The sequence below is a fragment of the Pedococcus dokdonensis genome (assembly GCF_900104525.1).
Lineage (GTDB): Bacteria > Actinomycetota > Actinomycetes > Actinomycetales > Dermatophilaceae > Pedococcus > Pedococcus dokdonensis.
Map to the genome: position 1 here is coordinate 722,812 of NZ_LT629711.1, position 19,985 is coordinate 742,796.

Sequence of the window (19,985 nt, forward strand, 5' to 3'; positions counted from 1 at the left end):
CGGCTGGTGCGGGCGCTGCGCGCGCCCGGATCACGCAGCAGGTAGGTTCTCGACCGTGCAGATAGCCATCACGGGTTCCATCGCCACCGACCACCTGATGACCTTCAAGGGCAGGTTCCGCGACAGCCTCGTCGTCGAGCAGCTCGACAAGGTCTCGCTGTCCTTCCTCGCCGACGACCTCGAGGTCCGCCGGGGCGGGGTGGCCGCCAACATCGCGTTCGGCATGGCCAACCTCGGCCAGCGCCCGATCCTCGTGGGCGCGGTGGGGGAGGACTTCGCCGACTACCGCAGCTGGCTGGAGCGGCACGGGGTCGACTGCCACTCGGTGCACGTCTCCGAGTCCAAGCACACCGCGCGGTTCGTCTGCACCACCGACGAGGACATGGCCCAGATCGCGACGTTCTACGCCGGCGCGATGAGCGAGGCCCGGGCCATCGAGCTCGACCCGATCGCCCAGCGGGTGGGTGGCCTCGACCTCGTCCTGGTCGGTGCCAACGACCCCGAGGCGATGCTGCGCCACACGCGGGAGTGCCGGTCGCGCGGCATCCCGTTCGCCGCCGACCCGAGCCAGCAGCTGGCCTTCGCCGACGGCGACACCATCCGCCAGCTCATCGACGGAGCCGACTTCCTGCTGACGAACGAGTACGAAGCAGCCCTGACGGAGCAGAAGACCGGGTGGAGCGCCGAGGAGATCGCCGACCGGGTGCACACCCGGGTGGTCACCAAGGGCAAGGAGGGGGTGACGATCGAGCGGCGGGGCGAGGACCCGATCGAGGTCTCGGTCGCCCGTGAGGTGCGCCGCGCCGACCCGACCGGGGTGGGTGACGCGTTCCGCGCCGGCTTCCTCACCGGTCTCGCGGCCGACCTCGGGCTGCGGCACTCCGCCGAGCTCGGCTCGATGCTGGCCACCTACGTGATCGAGACGGTCGGCACGCAGGAGTACACGCTGGGCAAGGCGAGCTTCCTGCAGCGCCTGGCCGACGCCTACGGCCAGGAGTCGGCGGACGCCATCGAGCCGCACATCGCCTGCGTCGCACCGTAGGGGCGGCTCCCGGTGGTGACCGAGCCGGTCGAGCCCCTGCCCACCAGCTGGGTGTTCGACCTCAGCGAGGTGGACGACGGCGAGGACATGGTCGCCGTCGGGGGTGACCTGCGCGCCGGCACACTCGTGGAGGCCTACCGCAGTGGGCTCTTCCCGATGGGGCTCGGTGAGCTCGGCGCCCGGCCGATCGCCTGGTGGTCGCCCGACCCCCGGGGCGTCCTGCTCCCCGGCGGGGTGCACGCGAGCAGGTCCCTGCGCAAGTCGCTGCGCCGCTTCGAGATGCGGGTCGACACCGCCTTCCGCGAGGTGGTGGACGCCTGCGCCGACCCGGGGCGCGACGGGCGGTGGATCACCGACGAGATCGCCGACGCCTACACCGAGCTGCACGCGCTGGGCTGGGCGCACAGCATCGAGACCTGGCTGGACGGCGAGCTCGTGGGCGGGTTGTACGGCGTCAACGTCGGTGGTCTGTTCGCGGGGGAGTCGATGTTCCACCGCGTGACCGACGCGTCGAAGGCCGCGGTCGTCGCCACGGCCGGCTACGTCTTCGCCGACGGCGACCCCCGCCGCCTGATCGACGTGCAGTGGGCGACCGACCACCTGCGCAGCCTGGGGGTGGTGACGGTGTCGCGACGCGACTACCTCGCGCGGCTCGAGGCGGCCGTGCCGCTGGCGCCGCCGACGTTCGCGGTGGAGTCCTGACCGGCGCTGCGCACCACCAGCACCCGGTATGCCGTGTGCTCACCGCCGCCCGGGACCTCGCCGAGGTAGTCCTGGCCCCGCATGCGGCACCAGGCGGGGATGTCTGCGCGCGCGGCGGGGTCGGTGGCCCAGACCTCGACCACCGTCCCGACCGGGGCGTCGACGGCCGCCTGCGCCAGTCGGATCACCGGCAGGGGGCACCGCAGGCCGCGGGCGTCGACCAGCACCGCACCCGTCGGGGGCGGGGGCTCGGCGGCGGACTCGGGCCGGTCGGTCACAGCCGCCGCGCCCCGAGCTCGGTGCGCACGACCTCGACCACCTCGGCGATGACCGCGCAGAAGGCGTCGACCTGGGTGGCCCGGTCGGGTGCCACCGGGGCGAGGGGGAGGGTGACCCGGACGTTGCCGTGGGTGAGCGCGCCCATCGCCGCGAGCACGTGGCTCGGCTCGAGGGTGCTGGCGGTGCAGGCCGACCCCGACCCCACGGCGAACCCCCGCCGATCGAACTCACGCACCAGTGCCTCGCCGTCGGCGTAGAGCGCCGAGAAGGTGACCACGTGGGGAAGGCGGTCCTTGGGGTCGCCGACGACCTCGACGTCCGGGACCGCGGCAGCAGCCGCCCGCACCCGGTCGACCAGCTGGCGCGCCTCGGCGGCGTCCGCCGCGCGGGTCGCGGCCGTCTGCTGCCACGCCTCGGCCGCCGCGAGGGCCAGCGGCACCCACGGGGTGTGGCGGGTCGGCCCGCTCAGGGCGACATCGGGGTCGGCCGGGCCGGGCAGGAGCCACCGGGTGCGGTCGGGGACCACCAGGACACCGAGCCCACCCGGACCGCCCCACGACGTCGCATCGCCCGCGAGGAGGTCGTAGGCGCTGGTGTCGGGGGAGGGTGCCCTGCCCAACGACGCCTGGGCGTCGACCGCGAGCGGCACCCCGGCCCCACGGGCCGCCGTCCGGGCCGCCTCGAGCGGTTGCAGGGTCGCCACCTCGCCGTTGCCGTGCTGGAGGGCCGCGGCGACCGTCCCCGGCCCGGCGACGGCGCGGCCCCAGGCGTCGAGGTCGACCCGGCCACGGGAGTCGACCGGCACCACCTCGAAGTCCAGCGGCTCCCCGGTCGCGTCGGCGGTGTGCCGCCCCGGCACGAGGACCGCGGAGTGCTCGACCGCGGAGGCGACGACGCGCGTCCCCCGCCGCCGACCGGCATACCGGAGGCCGTCGACCATCCAGCGCACCGCGGTGGGTCCGTCAGGGGCGAAGGCGACCTCCGCGGGCGCGACGCCCAGGCCGGCCGCGAGCACCTCGCGGGACTGGTCGAGCAGGCGTCGGGCGGCCCGTCCTTCACGGTGCAGCCGGCGGGGGTCGGCCCAGCCGGCCTCGACCGCGGCGAGCAGGGTCTCGCTGGCGCGCGGGTGCATCGGACCGGGTGCCGCGTCGAGCCAGCGACGCGCGGGGCCGCGGCCCGCCACGGCGTCCTGGGCCCTGACCTGGTCACGGTCCTGGTCACGGTCCTGGGCACTGTCCTGAGCACGGTCCTCGGCATGGTCCTGGGGACCGGCCTGGGAGGGGTTCGCCACACCCTGACGTTAGCCGCACCCTGACCGGACGGGACGCACTGGCTGGAGTAGGGTTTGGCGCGATGGCCCATCACTGTCACGAAGAAGGTGCACCGTTGCGTCAGCACGACGTCTCTGCGCCGCGCCCCCAGGGGCGGCGGACTGCTCGCAGGAGAACCACCACGGCTCTCGGGCTGACCCTCGTCGCCCTCGCCCTGTCGGGCTGCGCGGGGCGTGTGCAGGACGGTTTCCTGCCCCGCGCCGTGACCGAGGGAGGTGAGCGGGTCACCACCCTGTGGAACGGCGCCTGGATCGCCGCGCTCATCGTCGGCGTCATCGTCTGGGGCCTGATCGGCTGGTGCGTGGTCGCCTACCGCCGGCGCAAGGACGACACCGCCCTGCCGGTGCAGCTGCGCTACAACGTGCCGATGGAGATCCTCTACACGATCGTCCCGGTCTTCATGATCGCGGTCCTCTTCTACTACACCGCACGCGACGAGGCCGCCCTGCTCGACACCTCCAAGAACCCCGACGTCGTCGTCAACGTGGTCGGCAAGAAGTGGAGCTGGGACTTCAACTACGTCAACGAGCAGACCTACGAGAGCGGCACGCAGGCCGAGCTCACCGGGGAGCCCGGCGCCGAGGAGAACCTCCCGACCCTCTACCTGCCGGTCGGCAAGCGCACCGAGTTCGTGCTGACCTCCCGCGACGTCATCCACTCGTTCTGGGTGCCGGCCTTCCTCCAGAAGCTCGACATGATCCCGGGCCGGGTCAACAAGTTCCAGGTGGTCCCGACCGAGACCGGTGACTTCAAGGGCAAGTGCGCCGAGCTCTGCGGCGCCTACCACTCGCAGATGCTGTTCAACGTCAAGGTCGTCGACCAGGCCACCTACGACGCCCACATCGCCGACCTCAAGGCGCAGGGCAACAACGGCCAGCTCGACAACAGCCTGAACCCGTCGAAGGTGATGGACGTGGACAAGGACCTCCTTCCGAGCGCAGGGAGCAACTGATGGCAGCGGCAACCGAAGCCACCGCCGGCACCGGCACCTACTACCGGTCCACCGAGGCCACCCCGACGCGTCGGCTCACCAAGGGCCAGACCATCGTGAAGTGGGCCTCGACGACCGACCACAAGGTGATCGGCAACCTCTACTTCATCACCTCGTTCGCGTTCTTCCTCTTCGGTGGCGTGCTCGCCCTGCTGATCCGGGCCGAGCTGTTCACGCCCGGGCTCCAGGTCGTCGACAACCCCGACCAGTTCAACCAGCTGTTCACCATGCACGGCACGATCATGCTGCTGCTCTTCGCGACCCCGCTGTTCGCCGGTTTCGCCAACGCGCTCATGCCGATCCAGATCGGCGCCCCCGACGTCGCCTTCCCGCGGCTCAACATGTTCGCGTACTGGCTCTACCTCTTCGGTGGCCTGATCGCCTCCGCAGGCTTTCTCACCCCGAGCGGCGCCGCATCCTTCGGGTGGTTCGCCTACTCGCCGCTGTCGGACGCCTCCAACAGCCCGGGCCTCGGCGGCGACCTGTGGGTCTTCGGCCTCGCGCTCGGTGGCTTCGGCACCATCCTCGGTGCCGTCAACTTCATCACCACGATCATCTGCATGCGCGCGCCCGGCATGACGATGTTCCGGATGCCGATCTTCACCTGGACCATCCTCGTCACCAGCCTGCTCGTGCTGATGGCGTTCCCGGTGCTGGCCTCGGCGCTGCTCGCGCTCGGTGCCGACCGCAAGTTCGGGGCCCAGATCTTCGAGGCCGACAACGGCGGCCCGATGCTGTGGCAGCACCTCTTCTGGTTCTTCGGCCACCCCGAGGTCTACATCATCGCCCTGCCGTTCTTCGGCATCATCTCCGAGATCCTGCCGGTCTTCTCGCGCAAGCCGATCTTCGGCTACAAGACGCTCGTCTTCGCCACCATCGGCATCGCGGCCCTGTCGGTCACCGTGTGGGCCCACCACATGTACGCGACGGGTCAGGTGCTGTTGCCGTTCTTCGCGGTCATGACGATGCTCATCGCGGTGCCGACCGGCGTGAAGTTCTTCAACTGGATCGGCACGATGTGGGGCGGCAAGCTGTCGTTCGAGACACCGATGCTGTGGTCGATCGGCTTCCTCGTGACGTTCCTCTTCGGTGGACTGACCGGCATCATCCTGTCCAGCCCGGCCCTCGACTTCCACCTCTCCGACAGCTACTTCGTGGTGGCCCACTTCCACTACGTGGTCTTCGGCACGGTCGTCTTCGCGATGTTCGCCGGCTTCTACTTCTGGTGGCCGAAGTTCACCGGGCGGATGCTCGACGAGACGCTCGGCAAGGTGCACTTCTGGATGCTGTTCATCGGCTTCCACACCACCTTCCTGATCCAGCACGTGCTGGGTGTCGACGGCATGCCGCGCCGCTACGCCGACTACCTGCCCGAGGACGGCTTCACCTGGGAGAACCGCGTCTCGACCTTCGGTGCCTTCCTGCTGGCGGCCTCGACCCTGCCCTTCATCTACAACGTCTGGAAGACCTGGCGCACCGCGCCGCTGGTCGAGACCGACGACCCGTGGGGCTACGGCGCCTCGCTGGAGTGGGCCACCTCGTGCCCGCCGCCGCGGCACAACTTCGACACCCTGCCCCGGATCCGCTCGGAGCGCCCGGCGTTCGACCTGCACCACCCGGAGGCGGCTCCGCTGTCCGGTGTGCACGCCGACCCCGACACCCTGACCCGGATCATGGCCGGGACGGGCAGCTCCGAGGAGCACCGGACGGGCGAGTTCGACCACGACAAGCACCCGCGGTTCCACGAGGAGCGTGACTGACCCGTGAAGATCGAGTACAAGCTCTTCGTCATCCTGGCTGCCTTCTTCGCGCCGGTCGGCCTCGCCTACGGCATCGCCACCGACTGGAAAGAGCCGGTCGGTCCCGCCGGGCTGTTCCTCTCCGCCGGGCTCGGCGCGATGATCGCGTTCTACCTGTGGGCCACCGCTCGCCGACTGCCCGAGCGCCCCGAGGACAACCCCGGGGGCGAGATCCACGAGCAGGAGGGTGAGTACGGCTTCTTCAGCCCGCACTCCTGGTGGCCGCTGCCGCTCGCGGGGGCCGCGGCGATCTGCTTCCTCGGCCTGGCCGTCGGCTGGTGGCTGTTCATCATCGGGGCGGCGGTCGGCACCGTCGCGCTGGTCGGCTGGACCTTCGAGTACTTCAAGGGCCCGCACGCCGTCTGACGACGGCTGGCGGCCCATCGGCCGGACGACGACCCAGGTGGTCTCGTCCGGCCGTCGTCGTCGGCCGTCGGGCACCTCCGATCGGGGCGGCTCGTGCCCTGTCGAGGGCATCGCCGTGGAGCAGGTAGACTCGTGCCCGGTCCGCGCAGGGGCGGGCCATCGGGTTCCTCAGGGAGCCTGTGCTCAGGGGGCCTGGCGCGAGAGACGCGATCCCGGCCAGACACAGTTGCATAGCCAACCATCTCGGCCTGTCCGGCGTCTGTCCGGGTGACGGCCATCGTCGGGCGCAGACCCGCGGCTGCACCGCAGACCGCGACACGCGCACGTTTTCTCGCAGGAGCAATCGCACAGGGCGCCAGGGTGGCGCAGAGCACAGGAGCACACGTGGTGGGTAGGACTTCAGGGGTACGACTGGCCGTGGCCGCGACCCTCGTCGCTGGGCTGGGCCTCGTGGCCGGCTGCTCGGGCTCGGTGGACAGCCCGGCGACCGACAACGTCGCCGCCGGCTCGGGCAACGGCTCCTCGTCGTCCTCGTCCTCCTCGGCGACCCCGGTCCCGGCCGAGCTGACCATCACCCCGGCCAAGGGCGCCACCGGCGTGCTCCCCTCGGCGCCGGTCGTGGTCAGCGCCACCGGTGGCACCGTCGGCGAGGTCACCGTCACCGACGCGAAGGGCCGCAAGGTCGAGGGTGAGCTCGGCAGCGACGGCACCTGGACGTCCACCACGCGCCTGGCGCCCGGCGCGGCATACACGGTCAAGGCCGCCGCCACCGGCGACGACGGCACGCCGAGCACCACCACCTCCACGTTCAAGACGCTCAAGCCGAAGGTCACCGCGACCTACGGCATCCTCTACTCCGGCGAGACCGTCGGCGTGGGTATGCCGGCCAGCATCCAGTTCGACTCGGCCGTGACCACCGCGAAGATGCGCGCCGAGGTCGAGAAGCTGGTCACCGTCACCACCTCGCCGAAGCAGAGCGGCTCCTGGGGCTGGCTCGACAACCGCCAGCTGATGTGGCGCCCCGCGAAGTACTGGCAGCCCGGCACCAAGGTCACCGTCTCCGCACCGCTGACCGGCGTGCAGACCGGCGAGGACAAGTGGGTGGCCAACGACGCCAGTGCGAGCTTCACGGTGGGCTCCGCGATGATCTCGACGGTCGACATCAAGGGCCACCACATGACCGTGCGCCGCAACGGCAAGGTCCTGCGGGTGATCCCGGTGAGCACGGGTCGGCCCGGCGCGACCACCGAGACCCGCGGCGGCACGAAGGTGATCATCCGCAAGGAGGGCACCGTCACGATGGACTCCACGACCATCGGCATCCCCAAGGGCAAGCCCGGCTACTACCGGGAGATCACCGACTGGAACCTGCGGATCACCTGGACCGGTGAGTACCTCCACTCCGCCCCGTGGTCGGTCGGTGCGCAGGGCAACGCCAACGTCAGCCACGGCTGCGTGAACCTGTCGCCCGCGAACGCCAAGTGGATGTTCGACAACTCCAAGGTCGGCGACGTGGTGACTTTCACCGGCTCCAAGCGCCCGTTCCTGCCCACCGAGGGCATCGGGGTGTGGCAGTACTCGTTCGCGAAGTGGAAGGCCCAGAGCGCGCTCGCCTGAGCCGGTCCGACATGCGCCGAGCCCGCACTCCGCGACGCACCCTCCTGACCGGGGTGCTGGGGGTGCTGTCGATCCTGACGGCGGTCGTGGCCTGCTCGAGCCCGTCCGGATCCGGGGACGGCCAGGGTGCCACGTCTGGCGTCGTGACGACCACCTCGACCACCTCGTCGACGTCGTCCGGCGCCAGCACGACCACGGACACCACCAGCACGACCACGGACACCGCCAGCACGACGACCACGGCCACCGTGCCCGGGGCCGTGCCGGTCACCAAGCTGCTGGTCTTCGTGGTCGAGAACCACTCGCTCGCCCAGATGCGCGCGCAGATGCCCTACACGTACCGCCTGGCCAAGAACTACGGATACGCCACCGGCTACTTCGGCATCCGCCACCCGTCACTGCCGAACTACCTCGCGATCGCCTCGGGCAGCACCCACGCAGTGACCACCAACGCCGCCCCGGCCGACAACGTCACGGTGCGCGGTGCCTCGGTCTTCGGCCGGGCGATCGCTGCCGGGCGGGCCGCCGCCGTCTACGCCGACGCCATGCCCGGCCGGTGCGCGCTCCAGCCGAAGGGGCGCTACGCGGTCAAGCACAACCCCTGGCCGTACTTCGCGCAGGAGCGTTCCCTCTGCCGCCAGCACGACCTGCCGGTCACCGCGCTGGGCCCGGCCGTCGACGCGGGCACCCTGCCGCACGCCGGCATGGTGGTCCCGGACCTGTGCCACGACGCCCACGACTGCAGCCTGGCCACCGCCGACCGGTGGTTCCGCACCTGGATGACCAGGATCCAGGCCGGCCCCGACTGGCGCTCCGGACACCTCGCCGTGGTGCTCACTGCCGACGAGGACGACAAGTCCGCCGGCAACCGGGTGCTCACCGTCGTCGCCCACCCCAGCCAGCGGCACCGGGTGGTCACCCAGCGCCTCGACCACTACTCGCTGACCAGGCTCTACGCCGAGGTCACCGGCACCACGCCGCTCGGCCGCGCAGCGAAGGCACCGTCGATGGCCAAGGCCTTCCAGCTGCCGTTGCCCTGACCCTGCTAGGGGTTCAGCCCCAGCCGAGGGCGTGCAGCCGCTCGTCGTCGATCCCGAAGTGGTGGGCGATCTCGTGCACCACGGTGACCGCGATCTCCTCGAGCAGGTCGTCGCGGTCCTCGCACATCCGGGTCAGCGGCCCACGGAAGATGGTGATCCGGTCGGGGAGCGCACCGGCCCACGCGTCGCCGCGTTCGGTCAGCGGGGTCCCGTCGTACACGCCGAGCAGGTCGGGGTCGTCCGCGGGCGGCTCGTCCTCCACGAAGAAGACCACGTTGTCGAGCAGGCGCATCAGCTCCGGCGGCACCTCGTCGAGGGCGTCACCGACGGCCCGCTCGAACTCCGCCGCATCCATCTCGACCACGTCCCCAGCCTGCCACGCGCACCGTGCACCCCGAAAAACGCGGTATGCCGCCCGCTCGAGGTGAGCGGGCGGCATAACCGAGGCGTGCGGTCTCAGGGACGCTTGGGAGGCTCCCTGCGGGCGCTCTCGAGGGCCGGACGGCTCTCGTCGGCGGCTTCGATCGTGCCGATCGACTCGTGCCCGTGGCCGTCGTGGTGCGCGGCGGCGAGCTCGGCCGGCGTGACCGGATTGATGCTGTCGGTGAAGTAGAACCGCGAGAGGGCCGAGCGGGCCTTGTCCTTGCGCGCGGTGGGTGAGGCCACCCCGTGCTCGTCCGTGGCCGCCTCGAGGGTGAGCACCTCGTGCGGGTCGTGCTGCACGAGGTTCCATCGGGTGAACTCGTCGAGCGGCTCGTGCTGCTCGAAGAACTTGCCGTCAGCGGTGCGGATGATCCGCCCGGTCTCGCGACCGTGCAGGACCAGGTCGCGGTCCTTGCGCTGCAGCGACAGGCAGATCCGCTTGGTCACCCAGAAGACCAGCGGGGGAGCGATGAAGAACGCGGCCCGCAGGACGTGGGTGATGTCGTTGATCGACAGGTGCAGCTTGATCGCCATCAGGTCGTTGCCCGCAGCGAACATGAGCACGCCGTAGGCGGTCAGCGCGGCCATGCCCAGACCCGTGCGGGTCGGGTTGTTGCGCGGACGGTCGAGCAGGTGGTGCTCGCGCTCGTCACCGGTGACCCACTTCTCGAGGAACGGATAAGCGGCCATCAGCCCGTACATCACGGGGATGAGCAGGATGGCCCCGATCATGACGTTGAACGAGAAGGTGAACCCGAACGCGGTGAACTCCAGCCAGCCGGGCAGCAACCGCAACGCCCCGTCGGCGAAGCCCATGTACCAGTCCGGCTGCGACCCCGCGGTGACCGGCGACGGGTCGTAGGGACCGTAGGCCCAGATCGGGTTGATCGTGACCAGACCCGAGATGAGGGCGATGACGCCGAAGACGATGAAGAAGAACCCGCCGGCCTTGGCGGCGTAGACCGGCATGACCGGGAAGCCCACGACGTTGTCGTTGGTCCGGCCCGGGCCGGGGAACTGGGTGTGCTTGTGCACGAACACCAGCCCGATGTGCGCCGTGAACAGGCCGACCAGGATGGCCGGGAGCAGCAGCACGTGGATCGAGAACAGACGGGGGATGATCGCCTCGCCCGGGAACGGCCCGTCGAACAGCGCGAACGACAGGTAGGAGCCGAGCACCGGCACGGAGCGCATGAAGCCCTCGGCGGCCCGGAGCCCGGTGCCGGACAGCAGGTCGTCGGGGAGCGAGTAGCCCGCGAAGCCCTCGACGAGCGCCAGCATCGACAGGATGCAGCCGATCACCCAGTTGATCTCACGCGGCTTGCGGAACGCACCGGTGAAGAACACGCGCAGCATGTGCACCGACAGCGCCACGATGAACATCAGCGCGGCCCAGTGGTGGATCTGGCGGATCAGCAGCCCACCACGGATGTCGAAGGAGATGTCGACGGTCGACCGGAACGCCTCGGACATCGTGATGCCCCGCAGCGGCAGGTAGGAGCCGTCGTAGACCACCTGGCCGGCGCTCGGGACGAACCAGAAGGTGAGGAACGTGCCCGAGAGCAGGCAGATGATCATGGAGTACATCGCGACTTCACCGAGCATGAACGACCAGTGGTCGGGGAAGACCTTCTTCATGAGGTAGCCGACCGGCTTGGCGGCTCCGGTGCGGTCGTCGAGCCACCCGGCGACACCGCCCACTGCCTTCAGCGGACCCGGGATGGGTGCTTCTGGCTGGGCGTCGTCCTTGCGCAGGCGATCGATCGGGTCGGCCGACCCGCTGCGTCCGTTGCTGCTCATGCGGAACCACGCTCCCAGAAACTCGGACCGACAGCCTCACGGAACGGGGCGTCGGCCACCAGGTAACCCTCGGAATCCACGGTGATCTTCAGCTGCGGCAAGGGGCGCTTGGCCGGGCCGAAGATGACCTTGCAGTCCTGCGTCACGTCGAACGTCGACTGGTGGCAGGGACACAGCAGGTGGTGCGTCTGCTGCTCGTACAGACCCACGGGGCAACCGACGTGGGTGCAGATCTTGGAGTAGGCGACGATGCCCTCGTGACCCCAGTCGCGCTCCTTCTGGGGCTTGATGTCCTCGGGGTTGAGGCGCATCAGCAGCACGGCGGCCTTGGCCTTGTCCTCGAGGACGTGCTCGGACTCGTTGATCGACTCGGGCAGCACGTGGTAGACCGAGCCGATCGTGACCTGGTCGGCGCGGATCGGGGTGCGCTCGGGGTCGCGGACCAGCCGGTCGCCCTTCTTCCACATGGTGGTCGAGAGCTGGTCCTTGGGCAGCGGGCCGAGCCCACCGATGAGGGGCAGCAGGATCGCGATCGGCGGCAGCGCGAGCGCGCCGGCGAGCGAGAACTTGATCAGGGGGCGCCGGCCGAGCTGGGCCTTCTCGCCACCGTCCATGAGGTTGGTGACGACCCGCTGGCGGTCCTCGTCCTTGGCGCGCTGGGGGTGGCGCTCCTCGACCGACTCGGTGTCGGGCATCAGGGTCTTGGCCCAGTGCACGGCACCGACGCCGCAGCCGAGCAGGGCCAGTGCCATCAGGACGCCGAGGGCGACGTTGTAGATGCTGGCGTTGCCGATGCCCGGGATGAACCCGGACTCCTCGGGGTCGATCGCGAAGAACGCGACGATGAAGCCGATCGTGGCCAGGCTCGAGAGCCCGAACAGCGCCGCGACCTGCTTCTCGGCCCGCTTGGCGGCCTTCTCGTCGAGGTCGGCCATGCGGGCGACGTGCGGCGGCAGGCCGGGGTTCTCGAAGCGGGCCGGCAGACCACCGGTGCCCTCGACGTGGCCCCGGTCGAGGCGGACCGCGGTCGAGCCGTAGCCGTCGCCGGTGCCGACGACCTCGCCGTGCGGCGTGTCGTGTTCGCTCATCGTGTCGTGGGTCCTGTCGAGTCGCGGTGGTCAGTTCCAGTGTCACCCAGGGAGGCGGTGCTGGCCAGAGATGGTGACGCAGTCATCAGGCGGCCTTCTTGCCGAGCCAGACGGCGAAGCCGACCATGATGCCCAGCCCGAAGATCCACACGAAGAGGCCCTCCGAGACCGGGCCGAGGTTGCCCAGCGCCATACCTCCGACGTTCTCCTGCTCGTCCACCGTGTGGAGGTAGGCGACGATGTCGTTCTTCGCCTCGGGCGAGATGTTGTCGTCGTTGAAGACCGGCATCGACTGCGGACCGGTGACCATGGCCTCGTAGATGTGCTTGCCCTCGATGTCGCGCAGGGCCGGGGCGTACTTGCCGCGGGTGAGCGCACCGCCGGAGCCGGCGAAGTTGTGGCACATCGCGCAGTTGACCCGGAAGAGCTCGGCGCCCATGGCGACGTTGCCGCCCTCGCCGTTGGTGTACTCGGCGTCGGGGACGCCGGGGCCGGGGGCCAGCGAGGCGATGTAGGCGGCGACCGCCGAGATCTGCTCCTGGGTGAACTGGACCTTCTCGGCGCGCGGCGCCTGGACGTTGGGGGCGGCCATCGGCATGCGGCCGGTGCCCATCTGGAAGTCGACTGCCGCGGCGCCCACGCCGGGCAGGGCCGGACCGGCCTTGGTGCCCTGGGCCTGCAGGCCGTGGCAGGTCGCGCAGTTGGCGAGGAAGAGCTTCTTGCCCTCTTCGACCGAGCTGGCCGCGCTGGTGGCGGCGTCGGCCTGCTTGGGGGCGAACGCGGAGTAGGCGACCCCGGTGAGGATCAGGCCCAGGAGCAGGAGCAGGGCGATCGCGGCCGGGTGTCGGCGGCGTGCGGCCAAGGCGTTCACGGTGCGGTCCTGTCGACGGAGGTGGGCAGGGCTGGCTGACGGGAGGGGATCGGGCAGGTCGTCATGGGGCCGGTCACTTCAGCAGGTAGATCGTCGCGAAGAGCGCGATCCACACCACGTCGACGAAGTGCCAGTAGTAGGAGGTCACGACGGCGCCGGCGGCCTGCGCGTGGCTGTAGTGCCGGGTCGTGAAGGTGCGCCCGATGATGAGCAGGAAGGCGAGCAGGCCACCGGTCACGTGCATGGCGTGGAAGCCGGTGGTGAGGTAGAAGACCGAGCCGTAGGGGCTCGAGGCCAGGGTGATGCCCTCGTGGACCAGCTCGGAGTACTCGAGCACCTGCCCGGACACGAAGATCGCGCCGAAGATGTAGGTGAGCACGTACCACTCGCGCATGCCCCAGCTCTTGAGCGACAGGACGCTCGCGTCGCCGCGGTGCGGCTTGCCGTGCTCGGCCGCGTGGACGCCGAGCTGGCACCACACGGAGGAGATCACGAGGATCACCGTGTTGATGGTGGCGAAGGGCACGTTGAGGACGCCCGTCGACTCCTTCCACAGCTCCGGCTCGACCGAGCGGATCGTGAAGTACATCGCGAAGAGACCGGCGAAGAACATCAGCTCGCTGGAGAGCCAGACGATGGTGCCGACCGAGACCATGTTGGGTCGGGACACCGGCCCGTGACCGGGGATGCTGCCGGCCGAGCGGGAGGGTTCAGAGGTCACGGGGGTTGCTGTCGCCACGTGCGCCAGATTAGCCACAATCGCCGCGCGGCACACCGTCGACCCCCCGATGGGCGGATGGACGCCGCAGATCGCCGCACCGGTAGCATCAGCGCCATGACCGCTTCGCACGCGACCGCCGCCGACGCCCCGACCTCATCGGGGTCGACGCCGGGGTCATCCACGGGGTCCTCGACCCGTCAGATCTCGGTGCTGCTGTACAGCGACGACAAGACCACGCGGGACTCCGTCCGGGTCACCGTGGGCCGTCGACCGGCCCGTGACGTCGAGGTCACCTCGTGGCGAGAGTGCGCCACCGCGCCGGCCGTCATCGAGGCGGTGGAGAACGCGAAGTTCGACGTCCTCGTCCTCGATGGCGAGGCCGCCCCGACCGGTGGGCTCGGGCTCTGCCGCCAGCTCAAGAGCGAGATCTTCGCGTGCCCGCCCATCCTGGTCCTGACCGGTCGCCCGCAGGACGGCTGGCTGGCCACCTGGTCCCTCGCCGACCTGGCCGTCCCGCACCCGCTCGACCCGATCGCGCTGGCCTCGGCCGTGGCCGAGCTGGGTCGCGGCGGACGCCCCAGCGCGTCCTGATCCCGTGACCGCGCGGGAGCAGGCCGGCCACACCTGGCCGGACCTGTTGACGCTGCTCATCGCCGGTGAGCACCTGAGCACCGACCAGGCCGCCTGGGCGATGAACGAGATCATGGGTGGCGAGGCGTCCCCCGTGCAGGTGGCCGGTTTCCTGGTGGCACTGCGGTCCAAGGGCGAGACGGTCGAGGAGCTGCGTGGGCTCGCCGACGTGATGCTCGCGCACGCCAACCAGATCGAGGTGCCGGGTCCGAGCCTCGACATCGTCGGCACCGGTGCCGACCGCTCCAACACGGTCAACATCTCGACCATGGCCAGCGTCGTCATCGCGGCCAGTGGGGTCCGGGTGGTCAAGCACGGCAACCGTGCCGCCTCCTCGGCGTCGGGCTCGGCCGACGTGCTGGAGGCGCTCGGCGTCAACCTCACCCTCGCCCCGGCTCGGGTCGCGGAGGTCGCCTCCGAGGCGGGGATCACGTTCTGCTTCGCGCAGGCGTTCCACCCGGCCATGCGGCACGCGGCGGTGGCCCGCAGCGGTCTCGGAGTCGGCACGGCGTTCAACGTCCTCGGTCCGCTGACCAACCCGGCCCGCCCCACCTACGCCGCCGTCGGGGTCGCGGACCCCCGGATGGCGCCGCTGATCGCGGGCGTGTTCGCCGGGCGCGGGGCCGACGCCGTCGTCTTCCGCGGCGACGACGGCCTCGACGAGCTGACCCTCAGCACCACCTCGACCGTGTGGTGGGTGGGCGGTGGCCGGGTCGTGCAGCGCGTCTTCGACCCGCTGCACGTGGGCCTCCAGCGACAGCCGGTCGAGGCGTTGCGTGGGGCCGACGCCACGCACAACGCCCAGGTGGCTCGCGACGTCTTCGCCGGGCAGCATGGCGCGGTGCGCGACGCGGTGGTGCTCAACGCCGGCATGGCGCTCGCCCTGGCCGGTGCCGCCCTCCCCGGTGGCGCTGCGGTGTCGCACGACGGCACGGACGAGGAGTTCGCTGCGGCCGTCCGGACCGGGATGGACCGCGCCGAGCAGTCGATCGACTCCGGTGCGGCGGCTGCGCGGCTCGAGCTGTGGGCGGCCGCGACCCAGCGCGACACCTCCGGCTGACCGCTCCCGCACCGCGCCCGCGCCCCGCCTTGGTTGAAGGGGCGGCGTGGCCCGGAGTCAGGGGTCGGGGGTCACTGGTCGGGGAGCACGGCGGCGAGGCGGAGGATGGCAGCAACCGAGCGGTCGACGTCGGCCTCGGTGGTCGACCAGTTCGAGACAGAGACGCGCATCAGGCGTCGCCCGTGCCAGGTCGTGGCACCGAGCCAGCAGGTCCCCTCGCGCTGGACGGCTGCCACGACCGCGTCGGTGCGCTCGTCGCCGCCGAACCCGACGAGCACCTGGTTGAGCACCACGTCGTTGACGACCTCCGCGCCGCCGGCCGCCAGGCCGTCGGCGAACCGCTGGGCCAGCGTGCAGCACCGTTCGACCAGGTCGGTCACCCCGTCCCGGCCGAGCTCTCGCAGTGCGGCCCAGACCGCGAATCCCCTTGCCTTCCTTGACGACTCGGGCACGAGGTCCCCGAGGGTCGGCATCGGCCCGCCCTGGCCGGTGAGGTATGCCGCGGTGTAGGACAGCGAACTCGCGTGCACCTCGGCGTGGGCGCAGATGGCAAAGCCGCAGTCGTAGGGCACGTTGAGCCACTTGTGTCCGTCGCAGGCCCACGAGTCGGCGAGCTCGACGCCGTCGACCAGGTGGGCCCTGGCCGCGCTCGCGCCCGCCCAGAGACCGAAGGCGCCGTCGACGTGCACCCAGGCCCCGTGCTCGCGTGCCACCGCGCACGCCGCGCGCAGGTCGTCACAGGCGCCCGTGTTCACGTTGCCGGCCTGGAGGCACACGATGGTGGGGCCGGCAGCCGACCGGGCGAGGACCGCCGTGAGGTCGTCGACGTCGATGGCGCCCTGGCTGTCCGCGGCCACCTCCTCGACCACGGCGGTGCCGAACCCGAGCAGGCGCAGCGCCCGGTCGATGGTGGCGTGCCGCTCCACGCTCGCCACCACCCGCACCCGTGGTGCGCCGGCCAGGCCATCCCGCTCGACGTCCCACCCGGCGCCCGCGAGGACGTGGTGGCGAGCCGTGGCGAGGCTGACGGTGTTGGCGCCCTGCGCCCCCGTGACGAACCCCACCGTGGCCCCGCCCGGCAGGCCGAGCAGGTCCTTGAGCCAGCTCCCGGCGACGTCCTCGGCCACCGCAGCGGCCGGCGACAGGGTGGCGTTGAAGGCGCACTGGTCCCAGCCGACGGCGACGAGGTCGGCGGCACTGGCCGCGGGCAGCGCGCCGCCGATGACGAAGCCGAAGAACCGGGGACCCGGGGTGCCGACCAGTCCGGGCTCGAACGACCGCACCAGCTCGTCGAGGACGTCACCGGGCGGTGTCGGCTCCTGTCTCAGCCGGCCGTCCACCTGCTGGCGCAGCTCGGCCGCCGAGACCCGGGCTGCCACGGAGGCCTCACCGAGGGCCGCGCGGTGGTCGGCTGCCACGCGGGCAGCCCGGTCGAACAACGGGGCGAGGTCGTCCATGGCGTGACGGTACGCCCGTCGGACCGCCGTGCAACCCCCACCTCCGGCCACCCGTGCCGCGTCAGCGCCCGCCTCGAGAGGCTTTAGGCCAGCTGGGTGGCCGGAAGTGGACGAGGTCAGGACATCGAGGCGAGCCAGCTCACCGCCTGGCGGGCGTCGGCCCGTCGCTGCTCGTAGCGCGCCCCGATCGCGAGCAGGGCGACACCGAGTGCCCCCAGGGTCAGGTAACGGGGGAGCAGCACGGCATACGGCATCAGCTGGGTGAGGGCGACGACCGCCGCGGCTGCGGCGCCCAGCACCACCGGCGCCTGCCAGCGGCGCAGGGCACCGAGCGCCAGGACCGCAGCGCCTGCTGCCACGGTCAGCAGCGGACGCACCAGGCCGTCATCCACCGTGCTGAGCAGGGTCGAGGGCACCAGGGCCACCGCGAGGGCCGGACCGGCGGTCAGCCACGAGTGGTCGCCGAACTCCCGGTGCGACCACAGACCAGCCGCCAGCAGGAACGCCGCCATGGGCAGCGTGAAGGCTTCCACCGTGGTCACGTCGGCGTCCCACAGCTCGACCCACACCGCCGTCGTGAGGGCCGCCACTGCCACGGTGACGACCGCGCGCCGGCGCGGCAGGGCGGCATACCCGACAGCGACGAGCCCGTATGTCGTGGCGGCCAGGGCCGCGGCGTGCGGCCAGGACCGGTCGAGCGCCACCACCACGGAAGCGGTCGCGACGAGGACGGCGAGGATACCGAGCACGGGTTCCTCGACGTGCGGCCGCCGCTGGTTGGCGGCTGCGGCGAGGGCGAGCGCCGCGGCGGCCAGCACCACCCACTGCGAGCGTGGCCCGACCAGCCCACCGGAGAGCCACAGGGCTGCGACCAGGGCGACCGCGCTGGTGCCACTGGCCACCGCGCGCAGGGCCGGGCGGAGCACCGCGGTCGCCGCCGAGGTGAGCGCGAGAGTCGTGAGCAGGACGATCAGCACGGTGTCGGAGCTGCCCGTCGCCACGGCGACGAGCAGTGCGAGCAGGGTGGCGAGGTGGCCCACGACGGCAAGGGGGGCTTCCTCCGGCGCGGTGCGTCGCACCAGCGAGACCGCGACCCAGGCGGCCCCGGTGCAGCCCGCGACCAGGATCGCGGCGGTGTCGGAGAACACCGACCCGAGCAGGCTCGTCGCCGCCACGCTGGCGACGGCGCAGACCGTGGCAGCCCAGGGACGCCAGGTTGCCCGGTGCACCGCGAGGGTGCCGGCGGTCAGGGCGGCCGCGGTGAGTGCCACGATCGTGGCCGGCCGGGAACCGGTGACGGCACAGACGAGCACCAGGACGCCGAGGGCGGCACCGACCTGGGCCTCGACCCACGCGGCGCCGATCGAGGTGGTGCGCGTGCGGGTGACGGCGAGGGCCGTGCCGACCACCCCGGCGAGCACCGCGAGGAGGGCGGACCAGAGGGCGCCGAGCTGCAGGGCCAGGCCGAGCACGGCGGTCGGGCCGGCCCCGGTCGCCACGGCCGCGACCACCCCGAGCGCGCGCCAGTCGCCGGACAGCGGGCGGGTGGCCCAGTCGGCGCGGACCGCGGCGCGTGAGCCGAGGCGGCTCGCGCGACGGACGACGACCCATCGGAGGAGACCGGCTCCGCCGACCGTCAGGACCGCCAGGAGACCGACGCTGGCGAGGCCATCGGCGGTCAGTGCGTCGACGACCAGGCCGCCGGTGCGAGCGTCGCCACCGGGCGACCAGGCGTCGAGCCCGGCGCCGAGCGCGCCAGCGGCAGCGGCCGCAGCGGCGATGGCGGTCCAGCCGGCCGCCGGACCGGTGGCGGCGCGCGCGGTCAGTCCGAACGACGACGGCACGACGAGGCGCACCACGGCGAACAGCAGCGCCCCCAGCAGGGCCAGAGCCGCCACCCCGGCGCCGTCCGAGGCGAAAGCAACGACGCCACCCCAGCCCACCGAGGCCGCCGTGAGGGACAGCAGTGCGAAGCCGGCGATGCGGCGGTCGGTGCGGTGCAGCGCGGCGAGCACCAGAGCTGCCAGCAGCCCGGTCACTGCCACGTAGGTGCGCGCGTCGACGGTGTCGAGACCAGCCAACCCGAACCGTCGGGCCGCGGCCAGGTCGAGCAGCAGCAGGCCGCCCGCGACGAGGGCGAGCGCCTCGGCGCTGCTCGGCAGCCGGCGGCGCGAGAGCACCAGGGCGGCCACCGTCGCGGCCGCGGTGAAGCCGCCCATGACGAGCAGCTGCCCGACGATGCCGATCAGGAACCACGCGATCGCCAGGGCGATCGAGCCGGCGACCAGGACGAGCAGGACCCCGACGGCCAACAGGGTCTGCTGGGTGGTCCACGAGCGGCGAGGGGCGGTGTCGGCGACGGGCGGTGCGGGACGGGCCGGGGGTGGGACGGCGCCCGATCCGGTGGGCAGTCCGGCGGGCAGTCCGGCCGTGGTGGCGACCGTGGGACCGGTCTGTGGGCCGAGCTGCGTCACGTCGTCGGCACCCTGCCCGCGCAGGGCGGCGATCAGCACCGTGCGCTCACGCTGGAGGGCGGCCAGCCCCTGGTCGACCTGCCAGAGCCGGGCGGCGTCGGGACCGGTGAGGGACAGGTGGCAGCCCGGGCACGCGGCGGCGCCATCGGGAAGGAAACGGCTGCAGGCGGGACAGGGGATGGGCGACATCGGTCCTCCGGGGGTGCGGGCGCGGCTGCGCTCGATGCACTCAGTGTGGAGGGGGCGATGGGTGTCGCGGATGCGCGTTGCTACTCAGGTCAGCCGGTCGGCCGA

18 protein-coding genes are annotated in these 19,985 nt (G+C 71.6%); 9 read left to right on the forward strand and 9 right to left on the reverse strand.

Annotation, left to right across the window (positions count from 1 at the left end):
• Window positions 1–55 precede the first annotated feature (55 nt).
• Together BLQ34_RS03490 and aat are read left to right on the forward strand one after the other, a co-directional pair.
• The gene (locus BLQ34_RS03490; protein ID WP_091781567.1) at window positions 56–1,042 is read left to right on the forward strand and encodes a carbohydrate kinase family protein; all 987 of its coding nucleotides are present in this window, start codon (window positions 56–58) and stop codon (window positions 1,040–1,042) included.
• A 15-nt stretch (window positions 1,043–1,057) separates the two neighbouring features.
• Window positions 1,058–1,744 carry a leucyl/phenylalanyl-tRNA--protein transferase gene (gene aat, locus BLQ34_RS03495; protein WP_231961426.1) on the forward strand — a complete coding sequence of 229 codons (687 nt, stop codon included), beginning with the start codon at window positions 1,058–1,060 and terminating at the stop codon, window positions 1,742–1,744.
• Here the strand turns inward: aat and BLQ34_RS03500 are convergent.
• Together BLQ34_RS03500 and BLQ34_RS03505 are read right to left on the reverse strand one after the other, a co-directional pair.
• Window positions 1,681–2,022, reverse strand: a complete 342-nt coding sequence (locus BLQ34_RS03500) for a sulfurtransferase TusA family protein (protein WP_331712521.1) — start codon at window positions 2,020–2,022, stop codon at window positions 1,681–1,683. The two genes, aat and BLQ34_RS03500, sit on opposite strands and share 64 nt — an antisense overlap.
• Entirely contained in the window at window positions 2,019–3,314 is a 1,296-nt protein-coding gene (locus BLQ34_RS03505) for an aminotransferase class V-fold PLP-dependent enzyme (RefSeq protein ID WP_231961427.1), read from the reverse strand. The genes BLQ34_RS03500 and BLQ34_RS03505 overlap by 4 nt, the downstream gene beginning before the upstream one ends.
• A 62-nt stretch (window positions 3,315–3,376) precedes the next feature.
• Between BLQ34_RS03505 and ctaC the strand changes: the two genes are divergently transcribed.
• The 5 genes from ctaC to BLQ34_RS03530 all read left to right on the forward strand — a co-directional run bounded on the left by ctaC (window position 3,377) and on the right by BLQ34_RS03530 (window position 9,167).
• Window positions 3,377–4,306 carry an aa3-type cytochrome oxidase subunit II gene (ctaC, locus tag BLQ34_RS03510; protein WP_091781570.1) on the forward strand — a complete coding sequence of 310 codons (930 nt, stop codon included), beginning with the start codon at window positions 3,377–3,379 and terminating at the stop codon, window positions 4,304–4,306.
• A complete protein-coding gene (ctaD, locus tag BLQ34_RS03515) occupies window positions 4,306–6,105 on the forward strand; it encodes an aa3-type cytochrome oxidase subunit I (RefSeq protein ID WP_091781573.1) in 1,800 nt (599 codons plus the stop codon). Before ctaC ends, ctaD begins: the two co-directional genes overlap by 1 nt.
• A gap of 3 nt (window positions 6,106–6,108) precedes the next feature.
• Window positions 6,109–6,510 carry a cytochrome c oxidase subunit 4 gene (locus BLQ34_RS03520; protein ID WP_091781576.1) on the forward strand — a complete coding sequence of 134 codons (402 nt, stop codon included), beginning with the start codon at window positions 6,109–6,111 and terminating at the stop codon, window positions 6,508–6,510.
• Window positions 6,511–6,927: 417 nt separating this feature from the next.
• Complete coding sequence (locus tag BLQ34_RS03525; protein WP_231961428.1) at window positions 6,928–8,127, forward strand: L,D-transpeptidase; 1,200 nt, start codon at window positions 6,928–6,930, stop codon at window positions 8,125–8,127.
• An 11-nt stretch (window positions 8,128–8,138) separates the two neighbouring features.
• Window positions 8,139–9,167: an alkaline phosphatase family protein gene (locus BLQ34_RS03530; RefSeq protein ID WP_091781582.1), complete on the forward strand. Its 1,029-nt coding sequence runs from the start codon at window positions 8,139–8,141 to the stop codon at window positions 9,165–9,167.
• Window positions 9,168–9,180: 13 nt separating this feature from the next.
• Here BLQ34_RS03530 and BLQ34_RS03535 read toward each other — a convergent pair whose 3' ends face one another.
• The 5 genes from BLQ34_RS03535 to ctaE form a co-directional block, all read right to left on the reverse strand.
• Window positions 9,181–9,522: a metallopeptidase family protein gene (locus BLQ34_RS03535; protein WP_197674825.1), complete on the reverse strand. Its 342-nt coding sequence runs from the start codon at window positions 9,520–9,522 to the stop codon at window positions 9,181–9,183.
• A gap of 101 nt (window positions 9,523–9,623) precedes the next feature.
• On the reverse strand, window positions 9,624–11,390 hold the full coding sequence (gene qcrB / locus BLQ34_RS03540; RefSeq protein ID WP_091781588.1) for a cytochrome bc1 complex cytochrome b subunit: 1,767 nt from the start codon (window positions 11,388–11,390) through the stop codon (window positions 9,624–9,626).
• On the reverse strand, window positions 11,387–12,478 hold the full coding sequence (gene qcrA / locus BLQ34_RS03545) for a cytochrome bc1 complex Rieske iron-sulfur subunit (protein WP_091781591.1): 1,092 nt from the start codon (window positions 12,476–12,478) through the stop codon (window positions 11,387–11,389). Before qcrA ends, qcrB begins: the two co-directional genes overlap by 4 nt.
• Window positions 12,479–12,563: 85 nt before the next feature.
• Window positions 12,564–13,349 (reverse strand): cytochrome bc1 complex diheme cytochrome c subunit, encoded by a 786-nt coding sequence (gene qcrC / locus BLQ34_RS03550; protein ID WP_091781594.1) that lies wholly within the window; start codon window positions 13,347–13,349, stop codon window positions 12,564–12,566.
• A gap of 73 nt (window positions 13,350–13,422) precedes the next feature.
• The gene (gene ctaE / locus BLQ34_RS03555; protein WP_456238427.1) at window positions 13,423–14,070 is read right to left on the reverse strand and encodes an aa3-type cytochrome oxidase subunit III; all 648 of its coding nucleotides are present in this window, start codon (window positions 14,068–14,070) and stop codon (window positions 13,423–13,425) included.
• 114 nt (window positions 14,071–14,184) lie between these two features.
• Between ctaE and BLQ34_RS03560 the strand changes: the two genes are divergently transcribed.
• Window positions 14,185–14,661 carry a response regulator gene (locus tag BLQ34_RS03560; RefSeq protein ID WP_091781600.1) on the forward strand — a complete coding sequence of 159 codons (477 nt, stop codon included), beginning with the start codon at window positions 14,185–14,187 and terminating at the stop codon, window positions 14,659–14,661.
• Window positions 14,662–14,665: 4 nt separating this feature from the next.
• Window positions 14,666–15,760, forward strand: coding sequence for an anthranilate phosphoribosyltransferase (gene trpD / locus BLQ34_RS03565; protein WP_091781603.1), 1,095 nt, complete (start codon window positions 14,666–14,668; stop codon window positions 15,758–15,760).
• A 71-nt stretch (window positions 15,761–15,831) separates the two neighbouring features.
• Here the strand turns inward: trpD and BLQ34_RS03570 are convergent, their stop codons facing one another.
• Both BLQ34_RS03570 and BLQ34_RS03575 read right to left on the reverse strand, forming a co-directional pair.
• Window positions 15,832–17,217 (reverse strand): pyridoxal phosphate-dependent decarboxylase family protein, encoded by a 1,386-nt coding sequence (locus tag BLQ34_RS03570; protein ID WP_091781606.1) that lies wholly within the window; start codon window positions 17,215–17,217, stop codon window positions 15,832–15,834.
• 116 nt (window positions 17,218–17,333) lie between these two features.
• On the reverse strand, window positions 17,334–19,880 hold the full coding sequence (locus BLQ34_RS03575) for an SCO7613 C-terminal domain-containing membrane protein (protein ID WP_091781609.1): 2,547 nt from the start codon (window positions 19,878–19,880) through the stop codon (window positions 17,334–17,336).
• Between the last annotated feature and the right edge of the window lie 105 nt (window positions 19,881–19,985).